Raw genomic sequence first — 15,811 nt, forward strand, 5'->3', positions numbered from 1 at the left:
TACATCCAACACTTTTGTTGACTGACACACTGCTTTCGCGAGCAGGCTCGCTCCCACAGGTTTGAATTGCGCTAGACATCAATCAGCACCTTCAAGGGGCTTGCGCGCGACCACATTGACCAGGGTCTCTTCCCGTTGGCCAAAGGGTTTTGGCTGGCGCAGGCCGAAGCGTTCGAGCAGGCCGAAATCCTTGGCGCGACTCCACCACAAGTAAGGGTAAGACACGTTCTGCGGGCCGAACTCGAAACCCTGCCGACGAATCATCTCCAGATAGCCGGCGGCGCTCTTCTGCACGTGCATCGGGTGGCGGAACAGCCAGCGAATCACCCACGTATCAATGTATGCCTCGGTGGACTCGGCGAACAGCAAATAGCCGCCCGGCTTGAGCACCCGATAGAACTCGGCCAGGGCCTGATCCTGCTCGACAAGATGATGGAAGGTCTGGTGACAGAACAGCAGATCGACGCTGGCGTCTGGTACTTTGATGCTGGCGCAGTCACTGCCGATCAGCTCCACATCCATGCCTTGGCGGGCCGCTTCTTCGCCGCTCAGGCTCAGGCTGTGAGGGTCGGCATCCAGGCCGATCAGGCGCTTGGGCGCGAAGGTCTGACGCAGGTACTGAAACGACTTGCCCTGGCCGCAGCCGGCATCCAGCAATACCGGATTGTTGGGCAATGGCGCACTGAACAGGCTGCGCAAATCATTGATTGCCACTCGCAATACATGGTGTTGCCAGGTGTGGCTGCGCAGGAACCAGAAACCGAAACGGGTTTCTTCGACGTAGTTATCGCTCAAATAACTCATGTCGCATCCCTTGCGCAAAGGTCCGAGATCATCCGCAGTCGACGTTTGGGCTCGCTGACGAACGGGTTGCGTTGATCCCAGGCGTAACCCGCGAGGATCGAGCTGATCATGCGGCGGATGTCTGCTGTGCCGCCCTGATAGAAAACCACATCCTGAAAGGTCCCGGCATACCAGCCTTCGACGTAGCAGCGGAAGGTGTCGACGCCGCGCTTGAGCGGTTCGGCGAACTCGGTCTGCCAGTCGACGCTTTCACCTTGCAGTTGGCGGTGCAGCACCCCGGCGGCCATGCTTGCCGAACGCATGGCGATGGTCACGCCGGAGGAAAACACCGGGTCGAGAAATTCCGCCGCATTGCCCAGCAGGGCGAAACCGGGACCGTGCAGGGTTTTGACGTTGGCCGAGTAACCGCCGATGGAGCGCGCGGGCGTATCCCACACGGCGTTGTTCAGCACACCGGCCAGGCTTGGGGTTTCGGCGATGAAGCCGCGCAGGCAATCGTCCAGATTCTCGGTGCGGCCTTCGAAGTGTTCGGCGGCCGCCACCACGCCCACCGAGCAACGGCCATTGCTGAACGGGATGGTCCAGAACCAGATGTCACGCTGGGTCGGATGGGTAGTGATGAGGATTTTTTCCCGCTCGAAAGCCGGGCTGTCGATACGGTCTTCGACGTGGGTGAACACGGCTTGGCGCACCGGAAAGTTCGACGGTGCCTCAAGGTCCAGCAAGCGCGGCAGCACACGACCGTAGCCGCTGGCATCGAGCACGAAATCGGCCTCGACGCGGTATTGGCTGCCGTCTTCGCGAAGCACATCGAGCTGCGGTTTCGACAGATTGAAATCGACGCTGACGATGGCTTCGCCATAACGGACGTCGACACCTTGCAGTTCAGCCTGATCGGCCAGCAGCTTGTCGAAATCGGCGCGCTGGACCTGGAACGTCGTCGGCTTGCCGTTGCTGAACGTGTCGCCGAAATCGAAGGCGCTGTACTGATCGCCCCAGGCGAACGCCGCACCGTTCTTGCGCTGGAAACCGGCCGCATTGACCGCTTCGAGCATGCCGGCCTCTTCGACGAAATCCAGGCAGTGGGACAACAGGCTTTCGCCGATGGAGAACCTTGGGAAATGCTGGCGCTCGATCATCAGTACATCATGACCTTTACGCTTGAGCAGCGCGGCGGCGATGGCGCCCGAGGGGCCGGCACCGATCACCACCACCTGACGACGTTCCATTTCAACTGTTGGCACGGGAGCTCCTTGCCGGGGCGGCGATGTTCAAAGGGATTCGGTGCATGCCGGCCAATGCCGGCAGCAGGGTTGCGATCAGGCCCATCAGCATCAGCGCGAAGTACAGCGCCGGGCTGACGAGCTGTTGTTGCAGCAGCAGGTTGAGAAAGACGATCTCGCTCAAGCCGCGAATATTCAGTAAAAGGCTTTCCCGCCAGCGGCTGGCACCTTCAAACGAGGCACCAGCCCAGCCGAGGCCCAGCCAGTTGCCCAACAGTTTGCTGGCAATCGGCAACAGCAGGAGCGCGGCCAATTGCACCCATCCGAGACTGTTGATGGCGCTGTGCACGTTGATCTGCACGATGCCGAACGTGAGGATCAGCGGGATGGCGATCCAGGTCTGCAAACGGTTCATCCAGGCCGCCGGCAAAGGCAGCACCAGCGGCACCTTGAGCGCAGCCATGCACAGCAGGTACCCGATACCGAAAATCAGCGCATTGAGTTTGAAGTGTTCGGCGACCACCAACAGCGCGAAGAAGCCGCCGCTGTGCAGCAACGGCTGACGCAAGCCGAGCAGTCGCAGCAACAACGGCAGGCAGGCGCCTGCCAGCGGCAGCAAAAGGCTGCTCAGGTGCAGGCTGCCCTGGGCGAACGCGAACAGGGTCCAGCAGGTCAGGTCGATCAGGATCGCGGTCTGCACCAGGCGCCGGGTGGCTGCGGGCGGGTAGTCGATGTGGCGCAGGTACAGATACAACACCGGAATCGCGGTGATGGCGAACAGCAGGCCGACCGCCAGCGAGCTGATCCACGGCTGCGGCGGCAACAGCCAGACCGCTGTCCCCAGCCCGCAGGCAAATGGAATGCAGAAGCTCGGCAGGGCGATTTTCAGGCTCTGGCGATCCAGCCGCAGGTCGATCACGTCGCTGAGGATGTGCCCCAGCAGCAAGGCAAAGCTCAGGCTGTAGAGGTTTTTCAGCCAGCTCGGTGAGATCAGTTCGGCACCGCTAAGGTGCCAGCCCGGTTCGATCCAGAAGTACATCAGCAGCGGCAGGCCGAAGGTCGCCAGCAGCAACTGGCTGACGATCGGAATCAGACCGAAATGACGGCCGACACGGGTGGCCACGGCGAACAACACCAGGACCATCACCCAGAACATCGCGACCATCACGCTGCCGGCTCCGCGACCGGGGCGGCGTGGGCTTGTCGACCGGCCCACGGCGCCAGGATGAAGCTGTACGCCAGGCCGAGGCTCACCGACAGGCCGAAGTTGCTCACCGCCGGCGTGCTGGACACTGCCAGCAGGCCGAACGACAACCACGTGGTCACCGCTGCCAGCAGGGTACCCAGCAGGCTCGCGGCGGCACCGCCGATCTGTTCGCGCATGAGGATCGCGTAGTCGACGCTGATGGCCGTCACCAGCAGCAAGCCGAACAGGCTGAACAGCGTCAGCGGCTGACCGAGCCAGCCGAGGCTTGCCAGGCTGCACAGGGCCGCCAGCAGCGGCAAGGAGACGATTCGCAACGCGCCACCGAAACCGAATGGCAGGATCAGCACCAGCACGATCAGCACGCAGGAGGCGAGTTTCAATTCAGCGGCACTGATTTGGGTCGCGGCGAATACCTTGTTCAAATCGCCGAGGCGGTCCACCAGTTCCACGCCCGGCAAGTCCAGCGCCTGGACCCGCAACAGCGCGGGATTGTTCAAGCCTTGCAGGCTGACCATCGCGGCCACGCCGTCATCGGTCGGCCCCAGCCACAGCGTGCGGTAGGGTTCGGCCAATGGGCCGACCATTGCCGCGTCGATGTCTTCGGTGGGCAGCGCCTGTAACTTCACCAACTCGGCTTGCAGGGCGTCGGCAGGTACGCCAAGGTCGAGCAACGGTTGCCAGAATTGCGGCAGCTTGCCCAGTGCATCACGCACTTTGTGCTGTTCGCTCGGCTGACTGACCAACTGGTTGAGCGACAGGTAGCCCTGGAGTTTTTCCAGATTGACCAACTGATCCAGACGCTCGCTCAGTGCCGTCTGGCGTTCAAGCAACTCCTGCTGATTGGCCGCGCGCACCAGGAAGAACTGGCTGGTGGGTTGATAGCCGGTGATGCGTGCGATGGTCTGGGCTTCGTCCGTCAGATGCTGGGGGGCGCCGACCCATTGGCGAATGTCGTTTTTGGTCTGCAGCTGCAACAGACCGCCGACACAGAAGGCGATCAGCAGCGCCAGCAGCACTGGCGTGCGTACGTATTTGAGCAGCGATTCACGCAGCGCCAGCAAAGACTCGGCGATGCGCATCGGCCATTGCGCCGGACGCAGTTGCGCGCCCTTGAGCAGAGCTGGCAGCAGGCACACGGCCGACAGATAGGCGCCCAGCAGGCCGGCGGCGGAGAACACGGCAATTTGGGTCAGGGCCGGGAACGGCGTCCAGGCCAAGGCCAGGTAGCCGATGCAACTGGTGATCAGGCTCAGCGTCAGCCCCGGCAGGGTCAGGCGCAACGCCGGCCAGCTGTGCCAGGGTTTCAGGCTCCAGCTTTTGGACAGGTAATGCAGCGGGTAATCCACTGCTACGCCGATCAGGCTGGAGCCCAGCACCAGTGTCATCACATGCATGTGACCGAACAGCGCCACGCAGGCCACCGCGCCGAACAGCATGCCCACCAGCACCGGGACGAATGCCAGCAATACCCGCCAACGGCGGAAGGCCAACAACAGCAGCAACAGAATCCCGAGCGTGGCGCCGCCACCGACCCAGGTCATCTCCCGCGCGGCTTGCCGTTGACCGCTGGCGGCATACAGCAGGCCGCTGGCGGCAAGCAGTTGCACATCGGCCTGGGCGGCTTCTTCGCGACTGTGCTGGAGCAGGTCGGCCACTTGCAGCGGCAGGTTCATGTCGAACGCGTTGCCGACGGTTCGCGCCCGCAGCATCACCCAACTCTTGCCGTCGGCATCGGCCACCAGCGCGCCGCTGCCGATGTCCAGTTGCACCGAACCGTGCTGGGGCTGGCTGTTCTGGATGCGCCCGGTCAGGCCGAGCCAGTCGTCCTGGCTCGGCACCAGGCTGAACCCGGTGAACGGGTCGAACAGGGCTTGCACCCGTTGCTGGATGAAGGCGTCGGGGTGCTCGATGAGTTGCTGGCGGTCGGTCGCCGACAACATCGCCAGTCGGCCTTGCAGCAATTGCGTGCGCAGTGCGGGCAAATCAGCCTGCAAGTTCCACTGGACCTTTTCGAACACGCCGCTGGCCTGCCACTGCTCACCCAGTTTTTGTGCCATGGCGATGGCTTGCTGGCGGTCTTTATGGCCGACCAGCACCAGCATTTCCCGGTTCAGCGGTTCTTGCATGCGTTGCTCGGCGCGCAACTCCAGCGCGTCCGGTGCGGTGCCTGGCACCAGCTCCATCAGGTTGGCCGACAGCGGAGTGCCGTCGCGCCACTGCCAACCGGCGAGCGCAAGCACTGCCAGCAGCAGGATCAGAAACAGCCGCGGCAGCATCCGTTCACTCGGCAAAGTCATGTTGCTCCGCATCGCTCAAAGGTTGGGCGCTGGTGCTGTCCTGCATGCGCAACAAGGTTCGGTCACCCTGGGTTTCGAGCAGCTCGATGCTGTGCACCAGTTCGCCGCCGTCAATGTTGATCTGGTTGAACACCTGCTTGAGCAGCATCGAGCGCGGGGTCAGGGTCAGCTTCCAGTTCTGTGCATCACCGCTCAGCGAAAGCTCGAAATCCCGTTGCAGGCCACTGCTGTCGCCTTGCAGTACGGCCAGGAACAAACGGTTCTGTTCGGAGCCGGCACTCTTGTTCGGCAGCATTTGCCAACCGTTGGCATCACGCCGGGCAATGCCCTTGTCGCTGATGCGGTAGTCCTGTTGCAGTGGCGTTTTCAGCAGCCAGAGCAGGCCGTGATTCTTCGCCAAAACGAAGGTGCCCTTGCTGGTCAGCGGCTGGGGCAGGGCGCGCAGGTGTTTTTCCTGGATGAAGCTGCCGTGAATCACATCGGGTTTGGCCAGTTGATCGCTGAGTTGCTGCAGATCGAAGGCCTGCGCCAATGATGAAATCCCGAGCAACGCTAAAGCGCCGAGGCATTTGAACAGCGAATTCATGGCAGCATCCTTTCAACCGCATCGGTGAACACCTTCGGCGAGGCCAACTGCATTTCGCGGCTGCTCATATCGACGGCGACCTGCACTGAAACAGCGCGGGTCAGACGTTCGCCGGTTGCAAGGTCGCTGATCAGGTAATTGATCTTCAGGCGATTCTCCCATTCCACCAGGCTGGCGCGCACATTCAGCTTCTGGCCGAACACGGCGCCGCGCACATAGCGCAGTTGCAAGTCGATCACCGGCCAGGCGTAACCCGACGCCACCATGGCGTCGTAGTTGTGGCCGATCCTGTCCAGCAGCGCACAGCGGGCGACTTCCAGGTATTTGACGTAATGGCCGTGCCAGACCACGTTCATGGTGTCGACGTCAAAGAACGGGACGAGGATTTCCGTATCGGTGTGAAGCACTCCCTTGCTACGCATGCAGCCTCCAGTGTTGCTCGGCGATGCGTTGCAGGCACAGGCGCAATTCGCCTTCCAGGGCACGGTCTTCGATGACCGGCGGGAAGTCCTTGGCCAATTCTTCGTGCATCGTGGCCAAGGCCGGTGGCAGTGGCCGGGCGTCTTCGGCCTGGCCGCGTAGCCAGACGCCTTGGTTGGCGGCCAGCAGCGTGGCGGCGGCGACCTGTTCGGTCAGCTCCAGCACGCGGATGGCGTCGCGGGCGGCGATGGTGCCCATGCTGACTTTGTCCTGGTTATGGCACTCGGTGGAGCGCGAGAAGACACTGGCCGGCATGGTGTTTTTCAGGGCTTCGGCGGTCCAGGCGCTGGTGCCGATCTGCACTGCCTTGAAGCCGTGGTTGAGCATCGCGCGGTCGGCGCTGGCGCCGGACAGGTTGCTCGGCAAGCCATGGTTGTAACGCTCGTCCACCAGCAGTGCGAGCTGACGGTCGAGCAAGTCGGCTACGTTCGCCACCAGGTTTTTCAGGCTGTCCATGGCGAACGCGATATGGCCGCCGTAGAAGTGCCCGCCATGCAGCACGCGTTCGGCTTCGGCGTCGATGATCGGGTTGTCGTTGGCACTGTTGAGCTCGATCTCGATGAACGAACGCAGCCAGTTCAGGCTGTCGGCCAATACACCGAGCACGTGCGGCGCGCAACGCAGAGAGTAACGGTCTTGCAGGCGATGCAGCGGCGCGGTCGGCGCATCGATCGCCAGATCCTTGCGCAACCACGCAGCGACTTGCATCTGCCCTGGATGGGGTTTGGCGGCGAACAGGCGCTCGTCGAAGTGCTCCGGGTTGCCCTGCAAAGCGACCACGTTCAGCGCGGTGATGCGCGTGGCCAGTTGCAGCAGGTAATCGGCGCGGGCGTAAGCCAGGCAGGCGAGGCCAGTCATGACGGCGGTGCCGTTCATCAGCGCCAAGGCTTCTTTGGGGCGCAGCACCAGCGGTTGCCAACCCAGTTCGCGGTGCACATCGGCGGCTTGTCGGCGCTCACCGCGGAACATCACTTCACGTTCGCCGGACAAGGTCGCGGCGACGTAGGACAGCGGCGTCAGATCACCGCTGGCGCCCACTGAACCCTCTTCCGGAATCAGCGGCAGGATGTCGTGCTCGAGGAACGCTTGCAGGCGCTCCAACAGCTCCACGCGAACCCCGGACACGCCGTGGCACAGCGACTGCAAACGCGCCGCCAGCACTGCGCGGGTGGCTTGGGCGTCGAGCAGTTTGCCCAGGCCGCAGCCGTGGAACGTATACAAATGGCGGGGCAGGGCTTCAACGTGATGCAGCGGTACGGCCACCACGCAGGAATCGCCATAACCGGTGGTCACGCCATAGATCACGCCTTCCTTGTCCAGCAGGGAATCAAGGAACTGCGGACCCTTGGCAATGCGCTGGCGAAACTCGGGGTCGCCTTGCAGCTGCGTCGGCACCTGACGGTTGGCCAGGGCCAGCACGTCTTCGATGCGCAAAGGGAGTTCGCCGAAGGTTACCGGCTCAAGCGTTGGCGTCGTCATCGGTCTTCCAGAAAGGGTAAAAGTTGAACCATTGTTGGGGCGCTTCGAGGCAATAGTGACCCAGGCGTTCGGCGTAGCGGGAGGCCCACTGGTGAATGACCTGTTCGCGCTCGCTGCGTTTCCACACCACCGCCTCGGTGAACGGTTCGAGGGTCAGTCGATAGTCGCCCGTGGGTTTTTTCAGGCACAGCAGCAGATTGACCGGGCATTTCAGCAGGCCTGCCAGTAACCACGGGCCTTGGGGGAACGCAGCCTGATGACCGAGAAAGTCCACCGTCACGCTGCGCCCGCCATGCAGCGGCACACGGTCGCCGGCAATCGCCAGCCATTCGCCGCGTTCCAGGCGTTCATGCAGTTGCAGCATGATCACCGGGCCCAGCTCGCTGACCTGAATCAGCCGCAGATTGGTCGCCCCGGCTTCGCCCAGCAAACGGTTGAACTGCTCGGCGTGCTTGGTGTGCACCAGCACGTTCATGGTGACTTTCTCGCCGATCTCGGCCAGCGCCCGGCAGACCTCGAGGTTGCCCAGGTGCGCGCCCACCAGCATTTGCCCGCGTGTGCCGCGCAGTTGGTTGCGCAGCAGCGCCGGGTCGATGATTTCGATCTGCTCGATGCTCAGCTTGCCGTTCCACACATCGAGCTTGTCGAGCATGGAGTCGGCGAAGGCCATGAACTGGCCGAACACCCGCCAATGGGTCGGGCGCAATTCGTTGCGACCGCTCCAGTCGGCGAGCCGCTGCTGGTATTGCCAGGCGCTTTGGCGAGCACTGCGCCCGAACAGGAAAAAGTACAGCACGATGCCGTACAGCAGTGGGCTCAACAGTCGGCGGCCCAAGACTTTTGCACAGAGCGCGGTGAACTTCATCAGCCAGAAACTGCCACGCTCCTGGCGGTCGGCCCAGTGCTGTTTGTCTGTGTTGTCGCTCATGCTCGCCACCGTCGCCAGAGGATTACCGGTGCCCGCAGCAACATGCCGAAGAACAGCCGGGTGTGCATGCCCGAAATCAGAACATTGTCGTGGAACAGGCGGAAATGCGAGACGCCATCCAAAGGGTAATGAACCCTGGTTTTCAGCCACTGCATCGGCTGATTGCGCCAGGCCAGGCGCACCAGGATGTCGGAGTCGAAGTCCATGCGCTTGCCGATCCTGGCCGAGTCGATCAGTGCCAGGGTTGGCGGTAATGGATAGACACGGAAACCGCACATCGAGTCGCGAATCTGCAGCGACAGGGTGTTGATCCAGACCATGACGTGAGTCAGGTAGCGGGCGTACAAACGGCCCTTCGGCACGCTGGTGTCGTATTGCGGATAACCGCAAATCACCGCCTCGGGATGGGCGCGCGAATGCTCGATGAAGACTTTGACGTCTTGCAAGTCATGCTGGCCGTCGGCGTCCACCTGCAAGGCGTGGCTGAAGCCCAGGCGCGAGGCCTCCCGCAGACCGGTCATCACCGCGCCGCCCTTGCCTTGATTGATGGTGAGCCTGATCAGGTAAACCCTGTCGCGCTGCGCCAGTTGGTCAAGCACCTTGGCGCAGGCCGGGCTGCTGGCATCGTCCACCAGAATGCACGGCAGGCCGCTGGCAAGCAGCGCCTCGACCACGGCGGTGATGGCGGTTTCGTGGTTGTAGACCGGGATTACGGCGCAGGGGTTATGCATGATGGCGTGCATCTGAAGGATCGAGGTGTCTGCATCGCGAGCAGGCTCGCTCCCACAGGGAATTCGTGTTTAACAGCGATCCAATGTGGGAGCGAGCCTGCTCGCGATTGAGTGCGTAGCACTCACCAAAGTTATGCATCGCTGGCAGCCTCCAGCAAAATCCGCCCGCTGGAGCAGGTGGCGGTTTCGTTGCGATAGGCGAAATACAATTTGCCACGCGTTGGGTCGAAGCGCAGGTGCAACTGGATTTCATCGCCGGGACGCACCAGTTGCTGGAACTTCAGCACTTCCATGCCGGCGAATTTTGCCGGCAGGTCCATCAATTGCTGGCCCAGGCTCAATGCCCAATCCACCTGCACCACGCCAGGCAATACAGGCGCCTGGGGAAAGTGCCCGCTGAAATACGCCAGGTCCGGCGGGACGGCCAGTTGCAGGCTCCACTCGCCATCGAGTTCGACCTGCTCCAGCACTTGCGGCGTCTTTGGGCGGGGCGCCAGCAGCAAGGTTTCAACCTCGGCCTGGGGCAATTTGCCCTGCGCGTTCAGCGGCAGTTGCCGCAACAGGCGCCAGCGTCGTGGCAGGGCCAGCGTTTCACAATGCTGACTCAAATGCTGACGCAACGCTTGCGTGAGGCTGCGTCGCCCCTGATTGCGCAAGGCATGCAGGCCTTGCTCGCTGAGCACCAGCAGCGCGCCCAATGAGGCGCGGTTTTCCTGAACCACCCCCAGCCGCGCTTCGGCGACCCAGGCGTGAGCCATCAACGCGTGTTCGAGCATCGGTAGAGAGATACGTTTTTCTTCCAGTTTGACGATCCGGTCCAGCCGCCCCAACAGCTCGAAGCGGCCATCGGCGGCAATGCGCGCGGCATCGGCGGTGTGTTCGATATGGCCGGCCGGCAGGTACGGTGACGCAATCAGCAGCGCCCCGTCGTTGTCCTGGCTCAGCGCCACGTCGGCGAAGGGCTGCCAGAGATTCTGGCCCTGACGCCAGGCGATACCGCCGGTTTCAGAGCTGCCGAGGATCTCGGTCGGCCATTGTTGCAGGCGTTGGTACAGGCTTTGCGAGGCGTCGGCGGGCAATGTGCCACCGGAGGAAAACACTCGGCGCACCGCACTCAGCGCTGGCCAGTCGAGGTTGTCGCCCATGCGTTTGAGCAGCGCCGGGCTGGCGATCCAGGCGAAGGCCGGGTGTTCGCGGCTGGCGCGTTGCAAGTCTTCCGGGAAGGCCAGTTGCTTGCGCACGAACGGACGCCCGGCGCACAGCGGCCACAGCGCCCGGAACAGCAGCCCGTAGATGTGCTGAGTGGCGACGCTGCCGATGATGCAGGCTTCGCCCAGTTCCGCACCCCACAAGTGCTCCAGGGCCTCGACTTCATTGGCCAGTTGGCGCAGGGTTTTGTCGATGCGCTTGGGTTCGCCACTGGAGCCGGAGGTGCACAGACTCAGCTGACAGCCGTCCAGATCCAGCGGGTTGGCCGGCAGCGGTGAATGCCGATAATCGCTCAGGTGTGCATCGTCGGCCTGGTCGGTCAGCCACAGATCGACCTCGGTCGACCAGCGCTGGCGAGTCTGCGCTTGCAGGTCGGCAGGCAGCAGCACGCTGACCCCGGCACGCCAGGCGCCGAGCAGGGCGATGGCCAGGTCGGCGGCGTCTTCAAGGTGCACGGCGATGCGCTGCACACCCTGGGTTTGCAGGCCGGCAGCCAGGCTCAGGGCCCGGTCGCACAATTGCGCGTGATTCAACGCCGGCTCGGCCGTCACGGCACGCTCCGGCTGAGCCTTGAGCAGCAGTTGCTCAAGTTTTATCCAATTCATGGGCGGCCTCGTACCCGTTGTCGTATGAGCCATTCAATGGCAAACATCAGGCCAATCAATCCATAGGAGATCAGGCCGGTGTACAACATCCACCAGCTCAGCGGCGCCCAAAGGGTCAGGGCGGCGGCGCACAAGCCGTTGCAGAGAAAAAACACGCTCCAGGCAATCGTCACCTGGCGGGTGTAGCGAATGGCCCTGGGCGGTAATTCCGGCTCCCGCAGACGGGCCAGGCGTTCGGCCATCGGCGGGCCATATTTCAGGCTCAAGCCGAACAGCACCAGCATGAACGCGCTGATGAGCACCGGGTACCAGCGCAGCAACACTGGGCTGTCGAACAGCGCCAACAGCAGGCAGAACGCGATGGCGACGGTGGCCATCCACAGGCTGCCAGGGCGCCGTTCGCCGGTCAGCGCCCGTGCCAGCCACAGGCTACCCAGCAGCAGACCGAACTGCCACGGGGCAAAATGCTCCATGCCGAAATACACCGCAAAGGGGTACAGCAGGCCTGCCAGCAGCAGGCCAAGGCCGATCAGTCGGCTCATGCGGCGGGTTGAACCAGACGGTAGACCGCCTCGACCACGTCGCTGACGGTACGCACCGATTTGAATTCTTCGGCGGCGATTTTCTTGCCGGTCTGGCGTTTGATGTGATCGATCAGGTCGACCGCATCGATGCTGTCGATTTCCAGATCCTGATACAGGTTCGATTCCAGACTGATGCGCTCGGGGTCCAGCTCGAAGAGTTCGACCAGAGCATCGCGCAGGGTGTTGAAAATGTCGTCACGAGTTTGCATGGTCCGGTCTCAAACTGCCTGTTTTGCAGTGACGAACGCCGCAAGGCTCGCCACGTTGGTGAAGTGATTACGGGTGTCCTTGGCGTCGGCGTCGATTTTGATGCCGTACTTTTTCTGGATGGCCAGGCCGAGTTCGAGCGCGTCTACCGAATCCAGGCCCAGGCCTTCGCCGAACAGCGTTTGGTCATCGCCGATGTCTTCGAGGCTGATGTCTTCGAGGCCCAGCGCTTCGATGATCAGCTCTTTGATTTCCAGCATCAGGCTATTGGTGTGCAGATCGCTCATCTTCGGCGAGCTCCTTAATAAAGTAATGGTGCAAATAATCATTGAGCTTGCGCGAGGCTTGGGGCGCAGGCCCCTGCGTAGCGAATGCCTGTGGGTCTATATCGGCCCCGACGCGGAAACTGAAGTGCACGCGGCGTTTGGGGATTCGATACCAGGGTTCGGCCTTGGTCAATGTGGTCGGGTTGACCTTGATGATCACCGGGGTGAGGATTCTCGCACCGCGCAGGGCGATTGCCGCGCCCCCCCGATGAAAGGCCGGCGATTTGCCGGGTTGGGTGCGGGTGCCCTCGGGAAAGATGATCAGGGTCTGACCGCTTTTCAGCGCGTCGGCAGCGGCGTCGAGCATGTCCATGCTGCCATCGTTGCTGATGTACTCGGTACAGCGCAGCGGACCGCGGGTGAACGGGTTTTCCCAGAGGCTTTTCTTGACCACGCAGTTGGCGTGGCGCACAAGGCCGATCAGGAACACCACATCGATCAGCGAGGGGTGGTTGGCGACGATCATCTGGCCTGGCCGTCCGAGCTTTTCCGCCCCTTGAATGTCATAAGTCAGCACGCCACTGCGAGCCATGAACCGAATGAAAAACCAGAAACACCGGCTGACCGTCTGTCGTGCGCGCTGACGATGGGCCTGGGCGTCTCCCGGCAGACAGCTCAACAGTGGGAACACCACCAGTCGCAGGCATAGCCCGCCCAACCCGAACAGGGTAAAGCTCGCGGCGGTGGCCAGCAGGCGCCAGTAGTAGGCGTCGCGGTTTTTATCGGTTACAGGTTGCGTTGCCAGGTCCATACACGATTTTTCCAGGCATGTTGGCAGGTAGTCTGCTGACCGAGCAGGGTGCGTAACAGATTCAGGGCATGGGGCCAGCGGGCTTTGGACAACGCGTGGGGGGCGCTGTTCAGCGATAACTGCCACTGATTACCGGGGGTGATCAACAGGCCGACCGCGTAAGGGAATGGCACGTCGTCGATCCAGGTCGAATAGACAGCGGGCGGTTGCTCTTCGGTCACCACCAGCAGTACCGCAGGCGCGCCTTCGGCAAGCAGTGCCGCCACCTCCAGCATGCCGTGTTCAAGGCCATCGCCGGCCGCGGCGAGGGCGGTCATTTCGCTGGCTTCGCCGCGCATGATCGACCACAGGCCGATCACCGCGTTGTGCACCGACAGGCTGAACTGGGTGGGCGACAACGGTTGGTCGGTCGCCAGATCGCTGAGAATTTCGAAGGTGCGCGGGGTTTCGCCGTGGCGGGAAATAAAGACCAACGGTAGGTCCTGGTGACCATCGGCCAAGGGCCAGCCGACACTGAACGCCATCCGCGCCAGACGGCTGAGTCGCCGGCGCTGCATGGCCGGCAGAAACGACACATCCGGGGCGGCATCGCTGGGCTCGAGCACGACCGGTTGTCGGCTCCAGGCCTGCCAATCATCCACGCTTTCAAGCCCAGGGGCCCAAGCGCGCCATTGGGCGATGTTGAAGTTGATCACAGACATTCATCCCGCCCCTGCGGGCTTCCTTTAATGCGGTGAGTCGCAAGAACCGCGGCTGACCTGACGTGGCGCTTAGCGCCGAGTGGCGCGCATTATCCCGGTGCTGCGGGCGTGTAGCAAATACTGGTTACATTTTGCGCAACGAAATGTACCGTCTGGTTCGCGAAAAAAGCTGTCGTTTGGCCATTATCCACAGTGCAGCGGGTATGTCTGTCGGCGCTATTGGCTGTCGATGAACGAATTGGCAGCTTCTTCAGCCGGAGATTTGCTAATGACTGTGTAGTCTAGATGCTGGCGAGGTAGCTAAGCAGCGTTATGGACTACTACACTCGGTCATTCTTTGATACACGGAGGTTTTGACATGCGGCGCGTGGTGTTCAATCAGAAAGGTGGCGTGGGCAAATCAAGTATTGCCTGCAATCTGGCGGCGGTCAGCGCCAACGAAGGCTATCGCACGCTGTTGGTGGATCTCGATGCCCAGGCCAACTCCACTCAGTACCTGACGGGGCTCACCGGTGACGATATTCCGATGGGTATCGCCGACTTCTTCAAGCAGACCCTGTCCTCCGGGCCGTTCTCGAAGAAAGGTCAGGTCGATATCTACGAAACTCCGTTCGACAACCTTCACGTCATCACTGCCACCGCCGAGCTGGCAGACTTGCAGCCCAAGCTTGAGGCCAAACACAAGATCAACAAGCTGCGTAAATTGCTCGAGGAGCTGGACGGCGATTACGACCGGATCTACCTCGACACCCCGCCAGCGCTGAATTTCTATGCCGTCTCGGCCTTGATCGCCGCTGACCGTGTGCTGATCCCCTTCGACTGCGACAGCTTCTCGCGCCAGGCGCTGTACGGTCTGCTGGCGGAAATCGAAGAATTGAAGGACGACCACAACGAAGGGCTGGAAGTCGAAGGCATTGTCGTCAACCAGTTCCAGGCTCGCGCCAGCCTGCCCCAGCAAATCCTCGATGAGCTGATCGCCGAAGGCCTGCCGGTACTGCCGGTGTATCTGGCCAGTTCGGTGCGCATGCGCGAATCCCATCAGGCCAACACGCCGCTGATCCACCTCGACCCGCGGCACAAACTGACCCAGCAATTCGTCGACCTGCATAACCTGCTGGAAAATACCTGAGTCGCTGTTGTTGAAGGGGCTTCAGATCCCCTGACTGCGCAACCAGCTCATCAACTGCGGTAACGGGAAGGCCCCGCTCTGGCGGGCCACTTCCCGACCGTTCTTGAACAGAATCAGGCTCGGGATCGAGCGAATTCCCAATTGCGCCGACAACTGCTGATTCGCCTCGCTGTCCAGCTTGGCCAGCCGACACTTGCCCGCCAATTGCCCCGCTGCCTGCTCGAACACCGGCGCAAACGACTTGCACGGTCCGCACCAGTCCGCCCACACATCCACCAGCAACGGCAGGTCACCCTTGATCTGACTGGCGTAATCGCCTTGCTTCAATTCGAACGGTTTGTTCAGCAAGACCTCGGCCTTGCAGCGGCCGCATTTTGGATGGTCGTTGAGGCGTTCGGCGGGGATGCGGTTGAGGCCGTTGCAGTGGGGGCAGGGGATGAGCAGTGGTTCGGTCATGATTGGCTCTCAGTTGGGCAGTCTATGAAACTGATCTGGAGTCGAAGGTGGTCTTTATCAAGGCGACAGGTTTTAGACCATTATCTTCTTCGATTGCGAAGAGGGCCT

17 protein-coding genes are annotated in these 15,811 nt (G+C 62.0%); 1 reads left to right on the top strand and 16 read right to left on the bottom strand.

What is annotated here, in order from left to right; translation table 11 throughout:
* Positions 1–78 precede the first annotated feature (78 nt).
* The 15 genes from AACY49_RS15520 to AACY49_RS15590 form a co-directional block, all read right to left on the bottom strand.
* Positions 79–804, bottom strand: coding sequence for a class I SAM-dependent methyltransferase (locus AACY49_RS15520; protein ID WP_339524869.1), 726 nt, complete (start codon positions 802–804; stop codon positions 79–81).
* Positions 801–2,048, bottom strand: a complete 1,248-nt coding sequence (locus tag AACY49_RS15525; RefSeq protein WP_339524871.1) for an NAD(P)/FAD-dependent oxidoreductase — start codon at positions 2,046–2,048, stop codon at positions 801–803. The genes AACY49_RS15520 and AACY49_RS15525 overlap by 4 nt, the downstream gene beginning before the upstream one ends.
* Positions 2,035–3,192, bottom strand: coding sequence for a sodium:proton antiporter (locus AACY49_RS15530; RefSeq protein WP_339524910.1), 1,158 nt, complete (start codon positions 3,190–3,192; stop codon positions 2,035–2,037). Before AACY49_RS15530 ends, AACY49_RS15525 begins: the two co-directional genes overlap by 14 nt.
* The gene (locus tag AACY49_RS15535; RefSeq protein ID WP_339524873.1) at positions 3,192–5,531 is read right to left on the bottom strand and encodes an MMPL family transporter; all 2,340 of its coding nucleotides are present in this window, start codon (positions 5,529–5,531) and stop codon (positions 3,192–3,194) included. The genes AACY49_RS15530 and AACY49_RS15535 overlap by 1 nt, the downstream gene beginning before the upstream one ends.
* Complete coding sequence (locus AACY49_RS15540; protein WP_258697910.1) at positions 5,515–6,117, bottom strand: outer membrane lipoprotein carrier protein LolA; 603 nt, start codon at positions 6,115–6,117, stop codon at positions 5,515–5,517. Before AACY49_RS15540 ends, AACY49_RS15535 begins: the two co-directional genes overlap by 17 nt.
* Positions 6,114–6,539 (bottom strand): acyl-CoA thioesterase, encoded by a 426-nt coding sequence (locus AACY49_RS15545; protein WP_258697909.1) that lies wholly within the window; start codon positions 6,537–6,539, stop codon positions 6,114–6,116. The genes AACY49_RS15540 and AACY49_RS15545 overlap by 4 nt, the downstream gene beginning before the upstream one ends.
* Positions 6,532–8,076: an HAL/PAL/TAL family ammonia-lyase gene (locus AACY49_RS15550; RefSeq protein WP_258697908.1), complete on the bottom strand. Its 1,545-nt coding sequence runs from the start codon at positions 8,074–8,076 to the stop codon at positions 6,532–6,534. The genes AACY49_RS15545 and AACY49_RS15550 overlap by 8 nt, the downstream gene beginning before the upstream one ends.
* Positions 8,057–9,004, bottom strand: a complete 948-nt coding sequence (locus AACY49_RS15555; RefSeq protein ID WP_258697907.1) for an LpxL/LpxP family acyltransferase — start codon at positions 9,002–9,004, stop codon at positions 8,057–8,059. The genes AACY49_RS15550 and AACY49_RS15555 overlap by 20 nt, the downstream gene beginning before the upstream one ends.
* Positions 9,001–9,735 carry a glycosyltransferase family 2 protein gene (locus AACY49_RS15560; RefSeq protein WP_339524912.1) on the bottom strand — a complete coding sequence of 245 codons (735 nt, stop codon included), beginning with the start codon at positions 9,733–9,735 and terminating at the stop codon, positions 9,001–9,003. Before AACY49_RS15560 ends, AACY49_RS15555 begins: the two co-directional genes overlap by 4 nt.
* Positions 9,736–9,866: 131 nt before the next feature.
* On the bottom strand, positions 9,867–11,549 hold the full coding sequence (locus tag AACY49_RS15565; protein ID WP_339524876.1) for an AMP-binding protein: 1,683 nt from the start codon (positions 11,547–11,549) through the stop codon (positions 9,867–9,869).
* Positions 11,546–12,091 (bottom strand): hypothetical protein, encoded by a 546-nt coding sequence (locus AACY49_RS15570; protein WP_258697905.1) that lies wholly within the window; start codon positions 12,089–12,091, stop codon positions 11,546–11,548. The genes AACY49_RS15565 and AACY49_RS15570 overlap by 4 nt, the downstream gene beginning before the upstream one ends.
* Positions 12,088–12,342, bottom strand: a complete 255-nt coding sequence (locus AACY49_RS15575; RefSeq protein ID WP_007936741.1) for an acyl carrier protein — start codon at positions 12,340–12,342, stop codon at positions 12,088–12,090. The genes AACY49_RS15570 and AACY49_RS15575 overlap by 4 nt, the downstream gene beginning before the upstream one ends.
* A gap of 9 nt (positions 12,343–12,351) precedes the next feature.
* A complete protein-coding gene (locus AACY49_RS15580) occupies positions 12,352–12,627 on the bottom strand; it encodes a phosphopantetheine-binding protein (RefSeq protein ID WP_339524880.1) in 276 nt (91 codons plus the stop codon).
* Positions 12,605–13,417 carry a lysophospholipid acyltransferase family protein gene (locus tag AACY49_RS15585; RefSeq protein ID WP_339524882.1) on the bottom strand — a complete coding sequence of 271 codons (813 nt, stop codon included), beginning with the start codon at positions 13,415–13,417 and terminating at the stop codon, positions 12,605–12,607. Before AACY49_RS15585 ends, AACY49_RS15580 begins: the two co-directional genes overlap by 23 nt.
* Positions 13,393–14,118 (bottom strand): beta-ketoacyl synthase chain length factor, encoded by a 726-nt coding sequence (locus AACY49_RS15590; protein ID WP_339524884.1) that lies wholly within the window; start codon positions 14,116–14,118, stop codon positions 13,393–13,395. The genes AACY49_RS15585 and AACY49_RS15590 overlap by 25 nt, the downstream gene beginning before the upstream one ends.
* Positions 14,119–14,476: 358 nt before the next feature.
* On the opposite strand from AACY49_RS15590, the gene AACY49_RS15595 reads away from it, so the two are divergent.
* A complete protein-coding gene (locus tag AACY49_RS15595; RefSeq protein ID WP_339524886.1) occupies positions 14,477–15,247 on the top strand; it encodes a ParA family protein in 771 nt (256 codons plus the stop codon).
* A 21-nt stretch (positions 15,248–15,268) separates the two neighbouring features.
* Here the strand turns inward: AACY49_RS15595 and trxC are convergent, their stop codons facing one another.
* Positions 15,269–15,703 carry a thioredoxin TrxC gene (gene trxC / locus AACY49_RS15600; RefSeq protein WP_258697900.1) on the bottom strand — a complete coding sequence of 145 codons (435 nt, stop codon included), beginning with the start codon at positions 15,701–15,703 and terminating at the stop codon, positions 15,269–15,271.
* Positions 15,704–15,811: the final 108 nt, after the last annotated feature.

The organism is Pseudomonas sp. EL_65y_Pfl2_R96 (assembly GCF_963970905.1).
GTDB lineage: Bacteria > Pseudomonadota > Gammaproteobacteria > Pseudomonadales > Pseudomonadaceae > Aquipseudomonas.

Excerpts from the sequence above, each read along its gene's own strand:
- AACY49_RS15520 (WP_339524869.1), bottom strand. The coding sequence starts at position 804 with ATGAGTTATTTGAGCGATAACTACGTCGAAGAAACCCGTTTCGGTTTC.
- AACY49_RS15530 (WP_339524910.1), bottom strand. The coding sequence starts at position 3,192 with ATGGTCGCGATGTTCTGGGTGATGGTCCTGGTGTTGTTCGCCGTGGCC.
- AACY49_RS15535 (WP_339524873.1), bottom strand. The coding sequence starts at position 5,531 with ATGACTTTGCCGAGTGAACGGATGCTGCCGCGGCTGTTTCTGATCCTG.
- AACY49_RS15540 (WP_258697910.1), bottom strand. The coding sequence starts at position 6,117 with ATGAATTCGCTGTTCAAATGCCTCGGCGCTTTAGCGTTGCTCGGGATT.
- AACY49_RS15545 (WP_258697909.1), bottom strand. The coding sequence starts at position 6,539 with ATGCGTAGCAAGGGAGTGCTTCACACCGATACGGAAATCCTCGTCCCG.
- AACY49_RS15550 (WP_258697908.1), bottom strand. The coding sequence starts at position 8,076 with ATGACGACGCCAACGCTTGAGCCGGTAACCTTCGGCGAACTCCCTTTG.
- AACY49_RS15555 (WP_258697907.1), bottom strand. The coding sequence starts at position 9,004 with ATGAGCGACAACACAGACAAACAGCACTGGGCCGACCGCCAGGAGCGT.
- AACY49_RS15560 (WP_339524912.1), bottom strand. The coding sequence starts at position 9,735 with ATGCATAACCCCTGCGCCGTAATCCCGGTCTACAACCACGAAACCGCC.
- AACY49_RS15565 (WP_339524876.1), bottom strand. The coding sequence starts at position 11,549 with ATGAATTGGATAAAACTTGAGCAACTGCTGCTCAAGGCTCAGCCGGAG.
- AACY49_RS15570 (WP_258697905.1), bottom strand. The coding sequence starts at position 12,091 with ATGAGCCGACTGATCGGCCTTGGCCTGCTGCTGGCAGGCCTGCTGTAC.
- AACY49_RS15575 (WP_007936741.1), bottom strand. The coding sequence starts at position 12,342 with ATGCAAACTCGTGACGACATTTTCAACACCCTGCGCGATGCTCTGGTC.
- AACY49_RS15580 (WP_339524880.1), bottom strand. The coding sequence starts at position 12,627 with ATGAGCGATCTGCACACCAATAGCCTGATGCTGGAAATCAAAGAGCTG.
- AACY49_RS15585 (WP_339524882.1), bottom strand. The coding sequence starts at position 13,417 with ATGGACCTGGCAACGCAACCTGTAACCGATAAAAACCGCGACGCCTAC.
- AACY49_RS15590 (WP_339524884.1), bottom strand. The coding sequence starts at position 14,118 with ATGTCTGTGATCAACTTCAACATCGCCCAATGGCGCGCTTGGGCCCCT.
- AACY49_RS15595 (WP_339524886.1), top strand. The coding sequence starts at position 14,477 with ATGCGGCGCGTGGTGTTCAATCAGAAAGGTGGCGTGGGCAAATCAAGT.
- trxC (WP_258697900.1), bottom strand. The coding sequence starts at position 15,703 with ATGACCGAACCACTGCTCATCCCCTGCCCCCACTGCAACGGCCTCAAC.